11 protein-coding genes are annotated in these 19,022 nt (G+C 64.9%); all 11 read left to right on the forward strand.

Going from position 1 to position 19,022, the window contains the following annotated elements:
• Nucleotides 1-137 precede the first annotated feature (137 nt).
• The gene (locus tag ACQP17_RS04715; protein WP_433855080.1) at nucleotides 138-1,139 is read left to right on the forward strand and encodes a hypothetical protein; all 1,002 of its coding nucleotides are present in this window, start codon (nucleotides 138-140) and stop codon (nucleotides 1,137-1,139) included.
• Nucleotides 1,136-1,837 carry a hypothetical protein gene (locus ACQP17_RS04720; RefSeq protein ID WP_433855081.1) on the forward strand — a complete coding sequence of 234 codons (702 nt, stop codon included), beginning with the start codon at nucleotides 1,136-1,138 and terminating at the stop codon, nucleotides 1,835-1,837. Before ACQP17_RS04715 ends, ACQP17_RS04720 begins: the two co-directional genes overlap by 4 nt.
• Before the next feature lie 74 nt (nucleotides 1,838-1,911).
• On the forward strand, nucleotides 1,912-2,700 hold the full coding sequence (locus tag ACQP17_RS04725) for a hypothetical protein (protein WP_433855082.1): 789 nt from the start codon (nucleotides 1,912-1,914) through the stop codon (nucleotides 2,698-2,700).
• The gene (locus tag ACQP17_RS04730) at nucleotides 2,697-3,407 is read left to right on the forward strand and encodes a hypothetical protein (RefSeq protein WP_433855083.1); all 711 of its coding nucleotides are present in this window, start codon (nucleotides 2,697-2,699) and stop codon (nucleotides 3,405-3,407) included. The genes ACQP17_RS04725 and ACQP17_RS04730 overlap by 4 nt, the downstream gene beginning before the upstream one ends.
• A gap of 63 nt (nucleotides 3,408-3,470) precedes the next feature.
• On the forward strand, nucleotides 3,471-3,995 hold the full coding sequence (locus ACQP17_RS04735; RefSeq protein ID WP_433855084.1) for a hypothetical protein: 525 nt from the start codon (nucleotides 3,471-3,473) through the stop codon (nucleotides 3,993-3,995).
• Nucleotides 3,995-5,032, forward strand: a complete 1,038-nt coding sequence (locus ACQP17_RS04740; RefSeq protein WP_433855085.1) for a hypothetical protein — start codon at nucleotides 3,995-3,997, stop codon at nucleotides 5,030-5,032. Before ACQP17_RS04735 ends, ACQP17_RS04740 begins: the two co-directional genes overlap by 1 nt.
• 94 nt (nucleotides 5,033-5,126) lie before the next feature.
• On the forward strand, nucleotides 5,127-7,415 hold the full coding sequence (mobL, locus tag ACQP17_RS04745) for a relaxase MobL (RefSeq protein ID WP_433855086.1): 2,289 nt from the start codon (nucleotides 5,127-5,129) through the stop codon (nucleotides 7,413-7,415).
• A 137-nt stretch (nucleotides 7,416-7,552) separates the two neighbouring features.
• Nucleotides 7,553-8,101: a hypothetical protein gene (locus ACQP17_RS04750; RefSeq protein ID WP_433855087.1), complete on the forward strand. Its 549-nt coding sequence runs from the start codon at nucleotides 7,553-7,555 to the stop codon at nucleotides 8,099-8,101.
• A 178-nt stretch (nucleotides 8,102-8,279) separates the two neighbouring features.
• Nucleotides 8,280-11,432 (forward strand): AAA family ATPase, encoded by a 3,153-nt coding sequence (locus tag ACQP17_RS04755; RefSeq protein ID WP_433855088.1) that lies wholly within the window; start codon nucleotides 8,280-8,282, stop codon nucleotides 11,430-11,432.
• Nucleotides 11,433-11,574: 142 nt separating this feature from the next.
• Nucleotides 11,575-13,641 (forward strand): hypothetical protein, encoded by a 2,067-nt coding sequence (locus tag ACQP17_RS04760; RefSeq protein WP_433855089.1) that lies wholly within the window; start codon nucleotides 11,575-11,577, stop codon nucleotides 13,639-13,641.
• 136 nt (nucleotides 13,642-13,777) lie between these two features.
• Entirely contained in the window at nucleotides 13,778-18,910 is a 5,133-nt protein-coding gene (locus ACQP17_RS04765) for a type IV secretory system conjugative DNA transfer family protein (protein ID WP_433855090.1), read from the forward strand.
• Nucleotides 18,911-19,022 lie beyond the last annotated feature (112 nt).

Consider the following 19,022-nt stretch of genomic DNA (forward strand, 5'->3'; position numbering starts at 1 on the left):
TCTTCATGCCTGGGACAGGGTGAACTTCCGGCTCACCTCTCGCCACCCTGTCGAATGGATTCGAACTCAGCCATGAATGGCATTAGAGATAGACTTGAGTCGTTTATGAGAGCAATGTCAAGTGAGGAGTGTGTTCCGTGGCGACAGCCTATGGGGAGTCTGAGAGCGCGAGCCCAGAGCAGGGGAACGACAACGTGGTGTCGACCGGGCCGACGCCCGAGGAGAAGCCCACGGCACCGAGGACGCGCAGGAAGCTCACCGGTGTCGAACTCGAGGAGCGCTTCACAAACTGGACGAGGCGTCGGCGCGAGAAAATCCAGGCACGCACCCCGGAGGACCACTCGCGCCTGATCCGGCGCGGCGTAGCCGCGGTGATGGGAGTGGGGGTCCTCACTCTGGTCGTCGCCACGGGGGTGACGGGCGAGAGCTTCAAGACGACCACGGCTGACAACGAGGCCCGGATCGTCCAGCTCAAGGGGAAGCTGGCCGATGCTCAGTCCACACCCGTGAAGGCAGACGCTGGCGCGCAGTTGTTGAAGCTCACGAAGGCGGCAGCCGCCGACGCGAAGAAGGTCGCGACCGGGCAGCAGATCTTCGCCCAGCTGTATCACCAGTCCAGCGTCCAGCCCAGCCCGAACAACGGGGCCCCGAACCAGGCCACGCTGGAGATCATCAAGCACCGCCGGGAAATGGCGCCGCTGTTCAGCAGGGACTCCTTCCTGATCGATGACAAGGAGGCGTACAGCCTGTCGTCGCTGACACCGTTCGATGCGACCTCCGAGATCGATCCGCGCCACGCCTGGTACATCCGCTACGCCGGCCAGAACGCAGCTGCCCCGAGCACGTACGCATGGAAGGTCGAGACGGTGATGCCAGACCTGAGCATGAAGAACGGCTCGGGCGCGACAAACCAGGCAAAGGTCGTCTGGCTGTGTCGGGACACGAAGAGCGGCGAGGTGCTCGCCTGGGCGAGCACTCGCTACGTGCACAACGGCACGACGGGGGCCTTTGACCACTTGGCGCTCGTGATGACCGCCGCCGGGGCTCAGTACGAGAACCCCGCGATCAAGATGACGGCCGGGTCCGGAGTCCGTGAATTCAGCGGCAGGGGCACACAGAAGAAGGGCGGGAAGCGATGACGGAGCAGACGGCAGCACCCACGCGGCGGGGATTCTTCCGGCGCAACCTCTCGGTCCTGGTGACGACAGCGGTCCTCACGGTCGTCGCGACGGTTGCCGGCGTGACCTGGAGCAGCCAGCACGCGGCCCTGGCTGAGCAGGAAGCCCAGATCAACGACGTCGAGGGACGGCTGGCAGGCATCCAGAAGAAGAACGCCGAGCAGGTGAACGCGGATGTTACGGCGGCCCTGGGTGTCAGCCAGAACCGGCTGAGCACCGACGGTGAGCACATCAAGTCGCTGCTCTCGGTGGTCTTCACGTGGGACTCGGGACAGAGCTACGAGGCGGCGCGCGCGAGCCTGAAGAGCCGGTTCGGCCTCGCCGAGAACGAGACGTTCCTGAAGTCGTTCATGCCTCCGTCGAGGTTCAACGAGGACTCCCAAGGGCGGCGTTACTACTACATCGACACAGTCGGCCTGAACTCGGCCCTCGGCGCGGATCCGGACATCGAGGTCGTCGACGTCAAGGCAGGCGTCTACACCTACGCCGTCCTGGCCGACGTCGAGGTCACCTCCGACGCGGTATCCCAGAACAAGGCGAGCAAAGCCAGCGTCACGGCGCACCGGCGCGCGCTGCTCCTCGTCACGGTCGACGCCCAGGGCAAGGTCTCGGATCTCTCCGGCGTCCCGGCGAGTGGCGAGACTCGCTATTCCGGATGACTCAGACTCTCTTTTGATTCGCCTTGTTGATAGAGTTGTCTTGACATTCGAGTGGAACGGCGAGTTGAGGGCTAATGGCATCGACACAGACCGATGAGTCGAGTGGAGGCACAGTACGCAAGACGCACTTCGTCGCGACGTCCGCGTCCTCGCAGGAGGGCGCGGACACTCCTGAGCAGACGGAACCCGCGGGCGGCCTGCGCAAGCGCACCCTCGTGGCCGGCGTGAGCATGGGTGTGGGCGCACTGCTGTGCTTCGTACTCTCCGCTGGGTTCTCCGGCGGTCAGAGCGCGGTGAGCGATACGGCTGCGCCGAAGATCCCCTCTGTGCAGGAGCAGATCAGGATCACCGAGGCGAAGACGGCGGCACTACCGAAGGCCGACGACGCCGAGCGTGGTTTGACCGCGGCCCTGACGGCGGCTGGTCAGGTCGCGAAGCTGCAGAACGACTACCGCTACCTGACGCCCAGCGTGGCGGCAGGCGGCGGCACGCTCGACACGGCGGTGTCTCAGTCGACGCTGCGCAACCTCATCCCCTACTTCGCCCCCTCGGTGCACCAGGCGGACCTGGAGCCGTGGTACCTGCTCGCCAGTGACAAGGACGTGGCGGCCGACGTCGGGATCCCGATGAGCTTCAACTCCGGCTTTGAGTGGGTCGCCCAGGTGCCCTACCTGGTCAACGACGACAGCACCATCACGGTGACCTGGCTGGCGATGGAGACCAGGACAGGTGCGGGCGAGAAGCCGGCGGTGCTGGCCTGGGCCCGCGCCGATTACGACCTGGTCCGCAAGGCGTTCGTGAACATCCAGACCGGCACGACGGCCACCGGCGAAGCCTTGAAGCAGGAGGTGAAGGCACCGTGAACAAGGAGATCAAGGACAAGCTGCGTCAGCACACCGGGAAGATCCTGCTCGGCGGTACCGGGGCGCTGCTCGCGCTCTCGGTGGTCACGCTCGGAGCCAGCCTGCTCAGCGACGGCCCGGCCGCGTCGGGCACCCAGGCCGATGCGGTCAGTCAGAAGCTCGAAGGCAACCTCGGCGACGCCCAGGCCAAGCTGGCAACACAGCACACGGCGCTGCTGGTTCAGCTGCCGGGCATGGACATCGAGCGGGTGAACCGTGACAGGGCGACGGGCCGGTCCCTCCTGCTCAGCCTCACCGACAGCTCGGCGTCGACCCGGACCATCAAGGAGCAGCAGGTACTGCTCGACGCGCGCTACGGCTTCCTCGACCACAAGTCCCGGGTGCTCACCGAGTTCGTGCCGGAGTGGATGACGGCGACCGGAGCCACGAAGGGCGCTGGGACGACGTACACGCTCGCTGATCTGGACATTGATGTGAGTCGGGTGCAGGGCCTGAACTACTCCTACACGGGGGTGGCCCGGCTCGATCCGGTCCGCGTTGGACCGAAGCAGAACAGCGCTGCCAAGAGCGAGTTCGCGGTCTTCACCTACTCCACCTCTCAGGTCGGCACGGTGACGTCGCTGGACGCCTATCGGGCCTCCAGCAAGACCCGCGACGCCCTCGCTGCCGCCAGCGAGGAACACCCCTCCCCCAAGCCGACCGGGTGAGCGAAGCACCCACCGCTTCAGCACACACCCCAGAAGACCCCAACGAGACGTAAGGGCACGAACATGTCGACCCAGAGCCTGGAGAAGACCGAGACGACCGCCCCGACGAGCACGGCCGCGACGGCGAAGAAGATCACGGCGAAGCCCATGAAAGAACAGAAGCACTCAAAGCTGCGCACCGGATGGCGGCGTCTGGCCCCGAAGAAGGAGACCGGCAGGTTCTCCGTCGTGGTGTGGGCGGGGTTCTTCCGGGCCACCGTCCTTCTCACCGACTACCTGCTGGCGTTCATCACAGCCATGGTCATCATCCCGCTGCTGGGCGCATGGCTGCACCAGCAGTCGGGCGCATCCCGGGGTGCGCTCAATGCGGACGGAACCATCGCTATGTGGCTGATGCCGCTCCTCTTCCTGGTCGCACTGCTCGCCGCGGGCGAGATCGTCGTGATGCGCGGCATGTGGCGCTGGGCAACGCGGATGATCGCGAAGATCCGGGACGCCCAGGGCGAGACGACCGGGGCCGACGTCACACCGAAGTCCACGACCAGGACCACCAACCAGAGCAAGACCAACCGCAAGAGGAGCAAGTGATGCGCACCGCAGGACTGACGATGAACGACGTATGGGCCCACCGTGTCCTGCGTGAACGAGGAGTGGAGACGTACCGACTGGAGGGGGTGACCACCGAGCTCAGCGTCATGGTCGAATCGCTCGACCTCAAGCACCGGGGCAAGGAGGAGAAGTACCGCCCGTATCTGCACATGACGGGCGAGCTGCGCTCGGTCACCCCGGCCAAGGCCCTGCCGTTCGGCATCTCCCAGGTGACCTACTCCCCCGGCCAGGGCGAGAAGGTAGACGCCTTCTACGAGTTCGACGACCAGCAGCTGGTCGTGCTCGCCAGCAAGGGCTACTTCACGAGCGGCTTCGCCGTGCCCGAGCAGGTCACCGGGATCGAGTGGGAGCTGCCGGCCACGTCGGACATGCTTGTCCTCGCTCCGTCGGGGGCGCAGACCGAAGGCGATGCGCCCGTGGTCTTCACCCAGATCCACGACATCGGGGGCCTGGAGATCGATCTCGAGTCCAGCGGCTACGACCTCGCCGGCTACTTCGCCGACCACTCCAAGGACGGCGTCCCGCAGGCTGAGGCCGTAGTCAATGCACGTGGTCTGAAGGCGCGCTCGGACGCGATCAACTCGCTGTTCACCGAGGACGAGCTGGGCCTGGACACCGAGGTCAAGCAGGTCGTCGGAGCGCCCGTGCCTGAGGCAGCGCCGGTCGCTGACGGCATGAGCGCGCGTCTGCAGCAGATCGAAGCGGAGATCGCCGCCGAACGGGAGCAGTACCAGACCGAGCGCGCGAGCACCGAGGGCACCACGGAGAACCTCTACCGGGAGCGCGTGGCTGGGGCTCTGCACCGGGCCGAGGAGCAGGAGGAGCCGTTGGCTCCCCCGGCCCCGGCCCGTGAGGCGCAGCGCGATCTGAACCTGGATCTGGAGGAGCAGCCACAGGAGACCCGGCGACCTGAGGTCAAGCCCGCTCCGAGTCTGGACGAGCGCAAGCGCCAGGTGACCCAGCGTGCGGCCGACCTGGAATTCGGCGAGGACGGCGAGCAGAGCCTGGGGACTTGAGGACGGATCAGCCATGACGAGCGCGGCCCCGGTTGCTGGCGAACAGCAGCCGGGGCCGTAGTGCATCGGTACCGAGACAGGAAGGAGAGCGACGATGGGCCTGAAGCAGGACATCATCGTGGTCAACGAGTTCAGTGTGCCGCTGCCCGGCGGCAAGGGATCGCGCGGTGCGACGCCGGGCAACTACGTCACCCGGTACATGGCCCGCGAGCAGGCGACCGAGTCGCTGGCTCCCATCCAGCGCCTGCGCACCGACGACTTCATCACGCGCTACATGGCGCGGGAGTCAGCCGTCGAGCGCGTAGGCATCTCGCGAGGTACAGCGAAGACGGAGATGCGCCAGGCCCAGGGCAACGGCGGCGTGGCATTCGGCTATGGCTCGGTCTCGCTCTCCGACGAGCAGCTGCGCACGGCCGGTAAGGACATCCAGCAGCACTTCGAGAACGGCAAGACCGTGCTCAAGACAGTGTTGTCCTTCGACGAGGAGTACCTGCGGAAGCGCAAGATCGTCGACGAGGACTTCCACTGCGAAGCCCGCGGCGACTACCGCGGCCACATCGACCAGATGAAGCTGCGCATGGCGATTATGCACGGCCTGAAGCGGATGAGCTCGGGCACCAGCGGCTTCGACGACCTGCGCTACGTCGGGGTCATCCAGGTCGACACCGAGCACGTGCACTGCCACCTGGCCATGGTCGACGGCGGCCGGGGCCAGGTGACGAAGAACGGTACGCAGCGCGGCAAGCTTCTGGACCGGCACAAGTCCAGGCTCCGCCGCGGTGTTGACGCCTGGCTCGATGAGAAGCAGGCGGTGGCTCATCTCTCCAGCGCCGTCGGCTACGAGCGGCGCAACGTCACCACCTTCATCAAGCGGTGGGCGCACGAGCGGATCCGCGCCGAGTCCCTGCCGCAGTTCCTGCTCGCCTGCCTGCCGGCAGACCGAACGTTGTGGCGCGCCGGCTCCAATGACGCCCGCATACGCAAGGCGAACCAACTGGTGACCGAGCTCGTGAAGGAGCAACTCAACCGTGCCGGATCCCCGATGCCGGAGGCCATGGAACGCATCGTCGACTACGCCAACGAACGCCGTGCGAAGGAGTCTTTGAGCACGGAGGCATGGCAGAAGCTGGTCGAGCAAGGACGTGCGCAGATCATGGAGCGCGCCGTCAACGGCATCTACCAGCTGCTGCGGGCCATACCGGAGTCGGAGCTGCGGGTGCGCACGCCGATGCTCGAAGTCATGGGGATGGACTACCAGCAGATGGCGGTGCTCGCCGCGGACCGGCAAGGCGAAGACGAGAATGCTGAGGCCGACTTGGTCTCCTTCGGCTTCCGACTGCGCAGCTACGCCTCACGTCTGCAGCACCACCGGGAGAAGGCCGGGGTCTACCGCGACCTCGCGCACCAGTGGGAACAGGCCGAGAAGGCCGACGTGGCCGCCGAGGACTCGCGTCCGCTCTACGACTTCTACCGCTTCGAGGAGAACTACCACCGGCGGCTGATGAGCAAATACCGGCACTTCCTGCCCTTCCTCGGGGACGCCGGCCAGTGGTACGAGCAGCAGCAGGACGTGGCGGCCTACGGCCAGCGGCTAATCTCGCTCATGGCGCTGCGCGCGGATGCCTCCCTGCAGCGGATGAAAGACTCCGAGGAGGCCGAGAACCTGGGCCGGACGATCTACGATCAGCCCGGCGGCCGGCTTCTGACCGAGGGCAAGCGCGGCCGGGCGGTGCTGGACGCGCGCATCCGGACGATGAAGCAGTCCTATGACCAGAAGCTGGACGGCCTGCGGGCTGATCTCGCTTCCTCCGGCCTGGTGCTGCGCGCGGGGTCGAGCGCCGAGGATCCGGCGAGTACGGAGACCGACGCGGTCAGCACGGACTTCAAGATCGTCGCCGGTGCCGCCTATGACTTCTGCGAGGTCAAGGCCCTGGACCTGCACCACCTGGGACACGACTTCGTCACCGACATCGAGATCGGGCCGCAGGCACGCCAGACCTTCGTCGAGACGACCAGGGATCGCCGCCGGCTACTGCTGGCGGCGATGGACTACCTGGACCAGTCCGGCCAGGCCGAGGCAATTCCTGATCTGCCGGTGGACGATGTCGCGGCGATGACACGGGTTTCCCGGGAGCTGACGCCTCAGCAGACGGACGAGGAATCCGGCACGCTCGTGTTGCGTTCCCGGATCGCGGAGCTGCGCGCCGGGCGCGACCAGGCCGAGCGGATGCGGCGGTCCAAGGCTTCGTCGCTCGACGCCGGCCTCGTCGTGCGGGTCCAGGCCCAGGCCGATCAGGCTGTGACCACAGCGGATGCCGGAATGGCATTCGACTCACAGTCACCTTCCATCCCGACCGACTTGGAACACGAACAGAAAGGCTAGTCATAGGTCTTGTCGAATGCTCTATAACAGTATTAGCGTGAAGAGCGTTCGGCAGGGACTCAATACCTTGTCCAGGCGATGTGACTGATCGCACCCGACTTATCAGAGGCAGTCGGAACAAACGAAAGGAAGAGATCATGGCACTTCTCAAGGGCAAGGGCGCGATGACCGGAGTCAACCTCATCGCGAAGGTCTACAACAACGGCGTCACCAAGGACGGCAAGTCCCAGTACGTCGACGTCCAGCTCGACGCTCGAGATTCGCGCGGTCCGGAGCAGACGAACCTGCATCTGAAGTCCGATCGGGTTCAGGGTGAGGACGGCAAGGTCCGCTACAACAACGGCGCCCCGTACTCCACCGGCCAGATGGGGGAGATCATCAAGGCCGCGGGTCCGAACACCGAGCCGATCCTGAACAAGGACGGCAACGAGGTCGGTACCATCTACGGCTTCAAGGGCAACGTGATGCCCGCGACGCGCGGCACTGGCCTGGTGGTCAATACCAAGTCCGTCGATGCCTCCGAGTTCAAGATCGACGACAAGACGCTGGACAACCAGTTTGCGTCCATGCGCGCCGCCCGCGAGGCACGGGCGGCGGCCAAGGAGTCGCAGGCTCAGGCCCCGGCTCCCGAGGCCAAGCAGGAGCAGGCAGCCGAGGTCGAGGTCGACGAGCCGGCGGTCGGCTGAGACCGAGGTCGAGTCAAGCCTTATCGGCGAGTGAGCGACCCGCGACACGAAAGGCCCCGGAGTCCATTCCGGGGCCTTTTGCGTTCCCCATTAAATAACCTATCGAATGCGACTCGTGATACGATTTTGACTGATTTTCCAGTTGAATCTTCAGTCCAGTCGAGAGGTCTTGCGCGGCATGTTTCACGAGGCACAGCTCGATGAGCGCTACCCACTCCTGTCCAAGCTCTCGGAGCCACTGAAGAAGGCCGAGCGTGACATCGTCGGCCGTGAGCACGAGACGATGCAGTTGCTGGCTTCCATGAGCCGGCCTGAGCTGTGCAATGCACTCCTGCTGGCCGAAGCCGGTAGCGGAAAGCTGCTGCCGCTGGGCACTCCTATTCCGACGCCGTCCGGATGGACGACGATGAGCGATCTGCAGCCCGGCGACTTCGTGCTCGGGCGCGACGGCAAGCCGACCAGGGTCTCGTACGTCACCGAGGTCGACGAGACGCCGGTGCTGTACGACATCGCACTGAGCGACGGTCAGGTGGTCACCGCCTGCGCGGATCACCAGTGGCTGGTGGCGTCTGTCTCCGGACGGGCGGAGTCGTATCCGACGAATGTCGCGACGACGCAGGCGCGTCGCGATCGCGTCCAGGTCCGCAGGGAGGCTCTCCTGGCATTGGCAAAGGGCGACGTCCCCGAGTTCTCCACGGCAAGCGAACTGATCAACTTGATCAGCGAGATTGAGGGCGTGACGTGGCACAGGCCCACGGGTCTGCACACGTACCTGTCGAAGGAGGGTGTGGAGCGGCGCGATGCGACGCGGACCACGGAACAGACCTGGAAGGGCGGCACTCGGACCTCTACGGTCCATGTACACGAGTTCAACACCCAGATAGCGCTGAAGGCACTGTCCGAGCAGGCCTTCCGCCGTACGTCGTGGGGCACCAACGGCGAACTCCAGGAGTCGGTCTTCACAACCCAGCAGATGGTGGACGCTGGTGTGCTGTGCGCGGGAGGCAAGCGCCGCCGGTTCTCCATCCGTATCACCGAGCCCCTGGATCTGCCGGAGGCCGATCTACTGGTCGATCCCTACGTCCTCGGAGCGTGGCTCGGCGACGGTTCAGTGGGGAAGGGAACGTTCACCCAGTCCGATCTGCTCGCCGACGGCGAGACGTTGTCCGACATGGACCACCTGATCGAGCAGATCGACGCGGCGGGCTACAAGCCGCATCGGTTGACGAGCGATGACAAGACCGTAGGTACCGAAGGACTCCGGGCGCAGCTGCGCCAGGTCGGCGCGCTCAGGCGCAAGCACATCCCGATTGTCTACTTGCGTGGGTCGATCGAGCAGCGCTTGGCGCTGCTGCAGGGGCTCATGGACACGGACGGGACGATTGACGAACACGGCATCTGCGAGCTGGCTTTCTCCGACGAGACGCTGGCGCTTGGCGCCGAGGAGCTGATCCGCTCGCTGGGCATCAAGGTGAATTGTACGGAGTCGGCTGCGGGATACCGCAACGCCCACGGCGAGCTCGTGAAGTGCAAGCCGCGGCACCGCATGGTGTTCACCACGGCGCAGCAGGTGTTCCGTCTGCCGCGCAAGGCCGCTCGTATGCCGCGCACGACGCGTTCGACCCAGGAGCGGCTCTACATCACGGACATCTCCCCCGCGCCGACCCAGCCGGGTAAGTGCATCCAGGTCGACAACGAGGACCACATGTATCTGTGCGGCCCCGGGTTCGTGCCGACGCACAACACCGCCCTGGTTCAGGCCACGATGCTGGTGGACATGGACCGCCTCTACCTGGAGGTGGACCCGGCGCGCATGATCTCCGAAGCGGGCAACGCCGAGAACATGGCCGCGAAGCTCAAGGGCTTCTTCGACGAGGCCGAGGACTTCGTCAAGGACGAGAAGCACGAACTGGTGCTCTTCATCGACGAGTTCCACCAGATCATCCAACTCTCCGACGCCGCCGTCGAGGCGATCAAGCCGGTCCTCGCGGCTTCGGGAACCCGAGGCATCAGGATCATCGCGGCGACGACCTACGAGGAGTTCCACAAGCACATCTCGCCGAACCAGCCGCTCGTCGAGCGCCTGCAGCGCATCAATCTCAACCCGCCCGACCAGGCGACGACCATCAAGATCCTGCAGGGCATGGCCGAACGGTACGGCGTGGCCAACGAGTTCTACGACGACCACATCTTCCGGCAGATCTACGAGTACACCCAGCGCTACATGCCGGCCAGCGCCCAGCCGCGCAAGTCGATCCTCGTGCTCGACTCCATGGTCGGCTGGCATCGCCTGACGCACCGGCCGATGGACCGGGACCTGCTCTCGGACGTGCTCATGGAGTCCCTGAACGTGAACGTCGCATTCCGGGTCGACGGCGCGAAGATCAAGCAGCAGCTGGACGCCAAGGTATTCAGCCAGGACTGGGCGACCGGCGCGGTGGCGCGTCGTCTGCAGTTGTCGGTGGCGGACCTCAACGACAAAGGAAAGCCGATGGCGAGCCTGCTGTTCACGGGCTCCACCGGTGTCGGCAAGACCGAGTTGGCGAAGCAGCTGGCGCGACTGCTGTTCGGTGACGACCAGCGGCACCTCATCCGGTTCGACATGACGGAGTACGCCGAGGACTCGTCGTTCGCAGCGTTCCGTTCTGAGCTCACCAAGCGCGTGTGGGACCGCTCCCACGCTGTACTGCTCTTCGACGAGGTCGAGAAGGCCTCGGCGATGGTGACACGCGTGCTGCTGCAGGTGCTCGACGACGGCCGACTCAACGACGACAACAACCGCGAGGTGAGCTTCCTCAACACCTACATCGTGCTGACGACGAACGCGGGCTCGGAGATCTACAAGGACATCTCGCAGTACGCCGCCGACGACACCGGGTCGGGCAAGCAACTGCTGGAGTACGAGAAGCTCATCCGCCGCTCGATCTCCTCAACGACGGGCGACAACCGGTTTCCGCCCGAGCTCCTGGGCCGTATCGACGCGATCGTGCCTTTCCAGCCGCTGTCGCTGCCAACGCAGCAAAAGATCGTGCGGAAGAAGCTGCGCCAGATGGTGCAGGAGGTGTTCGTCAAGCACAACGTGCGGGTCGACGTCGATGCGAGGGTCCTGCAGTACCTCATCGAGGACAAGGGCGACACCGACTCTGATGCCGGCGGCGCGCGTGCGGCTGTGGCGAAGCTGACCGACGAGGTCACCACCGCGGTGGCGACCTTCCTCAACGAGCACCCCTCGGAACGACGGATCCGCATCGACGTCGTCGGCGACCTGGTCAGCGACGACAAGAACCTGCTGAGTTCCGACGCCTACGTCGAGGTCAGCGCGGTGCGATGAACCGGCCGAGGACAGCGGGAACGAGTCGACTCGTGCGTCAATAGCCCTTTCACGTCCTATAGTTGCCTACTCCAACAGAACGGCGATAGGGTACTCATAAACCAGACGAACTGTGTTTTGCTAGCGAAAGGATCGAGCGTCAATGGCCATTCCGGGAGCGGCAGCGGTCAGCCAGAGGAAGGGACGGAAGAAGAAGCCCAACGAGCTTCTGGCCTCCGTGGTGAGAGAGACGGCGATCCCGGCGGCGGTCGAGCTGCTGCGGTCGAACACGCAGTTCGTCTTTTCCAGCGGTACGGCCTGGGTGATGCTCGTGCTTGCAGCCGACGAGATCGGTGGCTTGAGCAAGCGGCACGGCCGGGACGAGGCGAAGGGCTCGATCATCGAGCTCATCAGCTCCGACCAGATCCGAACGGTGGCCACGGCGGAGATGCTCGAAGAGGAGGTCTTCGGCATCATCCCCACCGACGAGACTCTCGCGCGCATGGAGGAGTACTCGCTGCTCACCGGCGCCACCTACGCCTGGGCCGTCGTGTGGCAGAAGCCCAGCGGCGAACTGCTCGTCGATCTGGGGAACGATGCGACCTTCGCGCAGGCGCGCCTTGTCGCTGCAGGTAGCACGAGCCTCGAAGAAGCCGTGGGCGAGAAGGCATGGAAAGAGCACAGCGGCCTAGTCGCCGAGGCTGGAGCCACTGCCCCCGTGGTCCTCGGGGAGGACGAGGGCGATGCGATTTTCGACGGGATCCCCGGTGACGGGGGGGCTGACGAGGGCCTGGACGACAAGCCGCTCTTCAGCGACGTCGTCGACGCGGATGAAGGAGCGGACACACCCATGTTCGACGAGGACGCCGCAGGTATCGACGACGCGGGTACCGTCCCGGTCGAGTCAGAGCCGGACTACGACGGCGACGAGGTGGCCGGCTACGAGGGTTTCGACGAGACCGACGCCGGCTACGGCGTCGAGGGCGACTACCGGGAGGCCGGCGACACTGTGCTGCTGGCCGATCAGGCCCAGGTGCGCGACGTCATCGCCCGCCGGTTCCTCTCCGAGGAGCTGGACCTGGACGTCCGGCTCGATGAGTTCAACGCGACCTTCGCCATCGGCGCGCCGGTCGTGCAGATCGCTGTGCCCGAGGGCTCGACGGAGTGGCTCGGAGACCAGGTCGCGCAGCTCAACCGGCAGGCCAACGCTGACCTGATGCAGCTCCGTTCCGCGCACGAGGATGAGCTGCGTGCGCTCTACGTCAACCTCATGTCGGCGCACACCGAGCAGGTCATCCGCGATGTGGCCACCGACCGCGCGTGCTCCCGGTACAAGCTGCTGAACGACGCCGCCCAGGCCGAGCACCAGCAGCGGCAGACAGAAAAGGATGAGAAGATCCGGGCCCGCCGGGCGGAGATCGCCAAGGACTACGAGTCGCAGGCCTCCAAGGTGGCCCAGCAGGCGGCGCTCTCGGCGGAACTGCAGTACAAGGAGCGCAACCGCTCCAAGATGGAGCGCGAGCAGATCGACTCCGTCGCCGAGATCGAGCGGGACATCGAGGATACCCACGCGCACAACCAGCAGGAGATCCTGCGGGTCCGGCGTTCGGACGCGACGCTGAAGATGCAGACCGGGCAGACGCGGATCTTCGAGGTGCTGGCCGAGCGGCAGTCGGAGTACCTGGCGGCCGAGGAAGAGTGCCTGAACCAGTGGAAGTCCGAGATCCAGCGGATCGTCGACGACAACCGCAAGGCCGACATCGCCCAGTCCGAGGCACTGGCCGAGCACCTGCGGACCACAGACGAGATCGGCGTCCTGCGCCGGGAGCAGCAAGGCCTCCTGGAGTCGGTGCGCTCTGAGCACGCCGACCGGATCCGCCGGATGGAGGACGAACTCGAACGCAACCGCAAGGACGCCATCACGCAGATGACGGCGCGCGACGCGGAGTGGCAGCACAACCTCGACCTGGAGAAGGAGAAGACCAACTCCCAGGTGGCGCGGGTCACCGACCTGCTCCAGCAGCTGTCGACGGTCGAGGATTCAGTGGCCAGGCGGTATGAGGTGCGCCTGGCGGAGATGCAGGCCGACAAGGAGTCCTACACCAACGAGCTGGCGCGGGCCTCCGAGATGCAGAGCCGCTCGAACAAGATCCTCGTCGTCATGATCGTCACGCTCTCGCTCCTGATGGGCGTGGCCGGCTTCATCGTCGGGGTGGTCTTGACCCGTTGAGCGGACCGGTCATGACCGACGGGGTGATCTGACGGCGCATGGGGCGCGTTCCCCATGCGCCGTCGTCGTCTGCGCCGGCAGGCGCACTGGACAGCAGGACAGCAGAACAAGCGAGGCTCGAGAGTAAGGGATCACGATGGCCACGAACAGGCGGAAGGCGGCACGGCCGAAGGCGAGCAGCTGGGACAAGATCTCGGCGCGGACGCCCGGAGAGACGCTGACGAACCGAGACGTCTACGACAGCCAGCAGCTGGACCGCAGCAAGTTCCTGACCCTGAGGTCGACCAGACCCGGCATCGTCGTCGCGGTGATTACCGGCGTACTGGTGACGCTCGTCGCCTGGGTCTTCTACTCGCTCATCGCCGCGGCAGTGCTCTCGGTGGGCGCGTCCGTGGGTTCGGGTGTGTCCGGCAGCGGCAGCAGCACCGGCAAGCCGAGCGCGTACTACGTCCAGGACACCACGACGGGTACGGGCGGCTCGGTCGTGAAGTGTTACCGGCCCCTGACCAAGGACGGCAACCCGGACGTGAAGGCGAAGTGCTACCCCAGCGCTGAAGCTGTTCCGGTCCCCAGCTGGTACACCCCGGCGAAGGACGGCAAGCCCAGCGCCGAGAGGCCGGCTGAGCCCAAGAAGAGCGCGACGACGGTCCGCGAGCATCTGGCCGACATCTCGGGGTTCAAGCTTTTCATCACGCTCGGCTCGGGTCTGATGGTCGCCCTCATCATCGGCACGTGGTTCTCGCGGAGGGTCGCCGCGGCGAACCTGATGAACACCACGAGCGACATCAACCAGTACCACAACGACCAGCACATCGCTCTGCCGGAAGAGATCCAGCAGAACTACGACTGGTTCCCCGACGCCGGTGCTCACTCGAGCGTGCAGGTCAGCTCGATGCTCAGCCACATGATGCTCAAGAAGAAGGGTCTGGGCACCGTCGAGGTCGCCCAGCGCGCCAAGAAGGACGTCATCGATGAGGAGGGGAACCTCGTCTACTACGCCTGCGAGGTCATGGACGACGACGAGGGCGATCCGCTGACGCAGACCCTGCCGATCATCGACGAGGACTTCGGCGACGAGCTGTTCGAGGCATCCGGTCTCCCCGATGACAAGACCCTGCGGCAGAAGTACGACGCGACGCTGATCCCGTACAACCCTGACGGCAAGAACCGGGACAAGCTCGGCTTCGAGTCGGACACTTACAAGACCGTCGCTGCCCTGATCAAGGAGGACTGGACGTTCCCGGCGTACGAGGTCCAGCGCCCGGCCGGGGCGTACCTGGTCGATGCCGCGCCGGTGAACACCATGGTGCTGGCCATCACCCGAGCCGGTAAGGGCCAGACGTACATCGAGCCGATCATCGACATGTGGTCGCGGGAGAAGAAGCCCTCGAACATGGTCATCAACGACCCCAAGGGCGAGTTGTTGGTGAAGAACTACGTGCCCCTGGTCACACGCGGGTTCGAGCCGGTGCAGTTCAACCTGATCAATTCCATGAAGACCGACATCTACAACCCCCTGGGGCTGGCGGCCGACGCGGCGCGTGAGGGCAACTTCACCAAGTGCGCGCTGTACGTGGAGAACATCGCCGGGATCTTCTTTCCGCTCGACGGCAGCGAGGACCCGGTCTGGCCCAATGCCGCCAACAACGCCTTCAAGCGCGCGGCCTACGGACTCATCGACTTCTATCTGGAGGAGGAGCGGGAGCTACGCAGCGCCGCAGCCGTGCTGAATATGGACCCGGCGCTGCTGGAGCAGAAGCTCGATGACCTCTGGGGCAAGGCCACGCTCTACAACTGCTACCAGCTCTTCGTGCAGATGAGCTCGAAGAAGATCAAGAACCCTGAGGCCGAGCTGGAGAAGCGGGTCAAGGCCGGCGAGTTCGAGAACAACGAGGACGCCCTGGCCGAGGAGCAGGAGAAGGCGGCGGCCCAGGCCTTCATGTGGGAGGGCAAGGCCGATCAGGACATGCTAAGCCTGTACTTCAACGCGAGCGAGGAGCTGCCCCGCAACAACATGCGCACGCTGGTGGGCAACGCCCACAACGCGCTGCGCTCGATGGCCGGCGCGGAGAAGATGCTGGCCTCGGTGTACGGCATCGCGATCACCGCCATGTCGTTCTTCACCGACCCCACGATCTCGACGCTGACCTCGGGCAAGCCCTCGCAGAACACCGATTTGGCCGGCCTGAGCTTCCCGCGTCGCCTCGGCGTGCGCTTCGCGCCGAACTACGTCAAGCGCGACCACCTCGTCGGTCAGCAGGCCGTGTGGTCGGCCTACGCGGACCCGATGTTCACCGAGAATCTGGGTGAGGACTTCGAGCACGAGGAGATCGTCGGCCGCGAGGGTTGGGCCCGGTACAACTTCAAGGGCAAGTTCCCTGGCGACGATGCCTGGCTCAAGCTGGAGCTGGTCAACCCGCAGACGAAGATGCTGGTGCGCACCTTCTACTTCAGCTTCACGAAGAACTACCAGGTCTCGCTCAACGGCCGGCACTACGTGGTCGAGCCGGTGACGGGCAAGAAGATCGTGAAGAACGGCGTGATGCGTGAACTGAAGCCGGTGCGTGAGGGCGGCACCCGGGACGGGAAGATCCTGTCCTTCCAGGCCGGGGACACCCTCTACCCGGACACGCGACTCGACTTCTCCGGCGGCGGCACCCCGGAGAAGGTCTCGTACCAGGCACGGGCGATCACGCAGACACTGTCGCGCTACTCGGAGTCCCCTAAGGCGCTGTTCCTGGTGACTCCGCCTCACCTGATGAAGTACGCGAAGCTGATCCTGATCCTGGTCAAGCAGCTGTTCGACGTGAGCGCCGACCAGGCGTACATGACGAAGTCGGACCAGAAGCCGCTCTACCGCACGCGGTTCATGCTCGACGAGCTCGGCAACCTGCAGTCGGAGGGCAAGGGCATCGACGGCTTCGAGACCATGCTCTCCATCGGCCTGGGCCAGGAGCAGCAGTTCACGCTCATCCTGCAGACCCTGCAGCAGCTGCGCGACGTCTACGGCGAGAGCGTCGACAAGATCGTGCAAGGAAATTGCCTCGTACTCGACGCCAAGATCGCCACGCCGGACGGATGGACGACGATGGAGAAGATTCAGCCCGGTGATGAGCTGCTGACCCCGTTCGGCACGGTCACGACTGTGACCGAGAAGTACCCTGTCAAGATCCGTCCGATCTACCGGCTGAAGCTGCGCGACGGGTCTTCGGTAGAGGCGTGCCCTGAACACCTGTGGCCAGTCGAGCGCTGGAAGTCCAGCATCAAGTACCTCGGCGGCAAAGACGAGAACGGCAAGCGGCGCTACGTTGGCGGAGCCGACGGCAAGACGATGGAGCGGGTCACCGAGGTCATCAGCACCGAGGAGCTCAAGTCTCGCGTCGAGAAGGGTCGCCAGGTCGACCTGATTGCGATCGCCCCGGTCGCCTACCCGGAGGTGGACCTCCCGATCGACTCGTACGTCCTTGGAGCGATCCTGGGTGATGGTCACATCAACCCGGAGGGGACGGTGTCCTTCTACAGCAGCGACCTGGAGATCGTGGACGAGATTCGTCGTCGGGGGTACGACGTCGTCGAGCATGCCGTCGCGGACGGTCTGTGCCCCAAGTACGGGATCAACGGAGTTCGTAAGCTCATGCGCGAACTCGGCATCGCCGGCAAGCGTTTGTGGGAGAAGTCGATCCCGGAGGCGTACCTTCGTGGCTCGGTTGCGCAGCGCACCGACCTGCTCCAGGGTCTGATGGACACCGACGGCACGATCAGCGCCAAGGGTGAGATGGAGTTCACCTCTGTGAGCCGTGAGCTCGCCGAGGGTGTGCAGACCCTGATCCGTTCGCTCGGTGGTCGCGTGGCGATCAATGTCAAGACGAACATCACGTACACGGCCCCGAACCAAAGCGAGTCCAAGGCGGCTCGGGACGCTTATCGCGTGCAGAACATTCGTCTGCCGAAGATCAACCCGTTCGCGCTGCCCCGCAAGGCGGAGCGCTGGAGGGATCGCACGCGGGGCTTCAACCGTGTCGTCAGCGTCGAGTACGTGCGGGACGACGAGGTGCAGTGCATCCGGGTGGCCGACGAGCGTCATCTCTACCTCACGGACGACTTCATCCCGACGCACAACACCTCGAACATCGTCTTCTTGAAGTCCACGGACGACTCGATGATCGAGACGCTGGAGAAGATGAGCGGCAAGACGCACCGGTCGTACAGGGACAGCAAGCAGATCAGCCAGGATCTGGACAAGGTCATCGGCGGCAAGACTGAGGGCCGGGTCTCCTACACGATGAACACCAAGGAGGAGCCGCTGATCAGCTACAACGACATGGCATTCCTCTCGCCGCGCAACTCGATCGTCTTCCGGGCCGGCGACGCGCCGATCTGGAATCGCAACCAGACGATCCTGCCGATGTCGTTCCGACTGCTGGGGAACACGATCAAGCACCCAGGGCACACGTACTCACTGCAGACGATCCCGACCCTGTCCAGCGCCATGGACTTCGACGTACGGATGAACCAGCCGGACTTCGTGAAGATGCTGGAGAAGCGTATGGCCCAGGCGGTCAAGGCGGGCGACGCCAAGATCCAGTACGCGGAGATCTACGGGTACAAGGAGGTCGACATCGCGCGCCTGGACCCGGACGTCTACGCCGATGAGGTCATGGAGGTCATCACGACCATGACAGCGGTCGACGAGGGTCAGGACCCCAACGCTCCGGTGGTCGTCGATCCCGACGAGTACGAGGGGATGAGCATGTTCGACGAAGAGCAGTTCATCGAGAACGTCGAGGTCGGGGTTGCGGTCGCCGAGAGCCAGGCGGTCAATGCGGAACGACAGCGACTGATCTACGCCGAGGGCACGATCAGCAAAGAGATGCTGGTCAACCCGGACGGCTCGGCGAAGGTCAAGAGCCTGGACATCGAGATCGGCGAGGCCTACAAGTCGGTACAGACCGAGCTTGAGCGGGATCACGAGCACTTCTCGGTCGGCGGCGACGGCGAGCTACGCAGCTCCGACGGGTCCCAGACGTACATCAGCCAGGTCCGCTCGGATGCATACGCCGATGCGACCCGTCGGCTCAACGGCCAGGTGAACGATGCAAACTCGCGGGTGTTCGCCGAGGAGGACGTCACCGAGGAGGACCTGAAGTCGCTGGCGACGGTGAAGGTCCACTCGGCGTTCTACCAGTACCTGGCCTCACTGCCGAGCTGGGAGGTGCTGGCCGACGGCCGGTTCGACCGGGCCATGGCCATCGAGATGAACTCGAAGTAGCCAGCGGCCACTTGGGGGCCAGCCAAGGATCACGACCAGTGCCGCGGTCGTCTCTCGACTAAGGGAGACCGCCTCGGCGCTGGCCTTTCTGAATGACCTCTCACGTCCTTTC

The organism is Streptomyces kronopolitis (assembly GCF_050953795.1).
Taxonomy (GTDB): domain Bacteria; phylum Actinomycetota; class Actinomycetes; order Streptomycetales; family Streptomycetaceae; genus Streptomyces; species Streptomyces kronopolitis_A.

Excerpts from the sequence above, each read along its gene's own strand:
- ACQP17_RS04720 (WP_433855081.1), top strand. The coding sequence starts at position 1,136 with ATGACGGAGCAGACGGCAGCACCCACGCGGCGGGGATTCTTCCGGCGC.
- ACQP17_RS04725 (WP_433855082.1), top strand. The coding sequence starts at position 1,912 with ATGGCATCGACACAGACCGATGAGTCGAGTGGAGGCACAGTACGCAAG.
- ACQP17_RS04735 (WP_433855084.1), top strand. The coding sequence starts at position 3,471 with ATGTCGACCCAGAGCCTGGAGAAGACCGAGACGACCGCCCCGACGAGC.
- ACQP17_RS04740 (WP_433855085.1), top strand. The coding sequence starts at position 3,995 with ATGCGCACCGCAGGACTGACGATGAACGACGTATGGGCCCACCGTGTC.
- mobL (WP_433855086.1), top strand. The coding sequence starts at position 5,127 with ATGGGCCTGAAGCAGGACATCATCGTGGTCAACGAGTTCAGTGTGCCG.
- ACQP17_RS04750 (WP_433855087.1), top strand. The coding sequence starts at position 7,553 with ATGGCACTTCTCAAGGGCAAGGGCGCGATGACCGGAGTCAACCTCATC.
- ACQP17_RS04755 (WP_433855088.1), top strand. The coding sequence starts at position 8,280 with ATGTTTCACGAGGCACAGCTCGATGAGCGCTACCCACTCCTGTCCAAG.
- ACQP17_RS04760 (WP_433855089.1), top strand. The coding sequence starts at position 11,575 with ATGGCCATTCCGGGAGCGGCAGCGGTCAGCCAGAGGAAGGGACGGAAG.
- ACQP17_RS04765 (WP_433855090.1), top strand. The coding sequence starts at position 13,778 with ATGGCCACGAACAGGCGGAAGGCGGCACGGCCGAAGGCGAGCAGCTGG.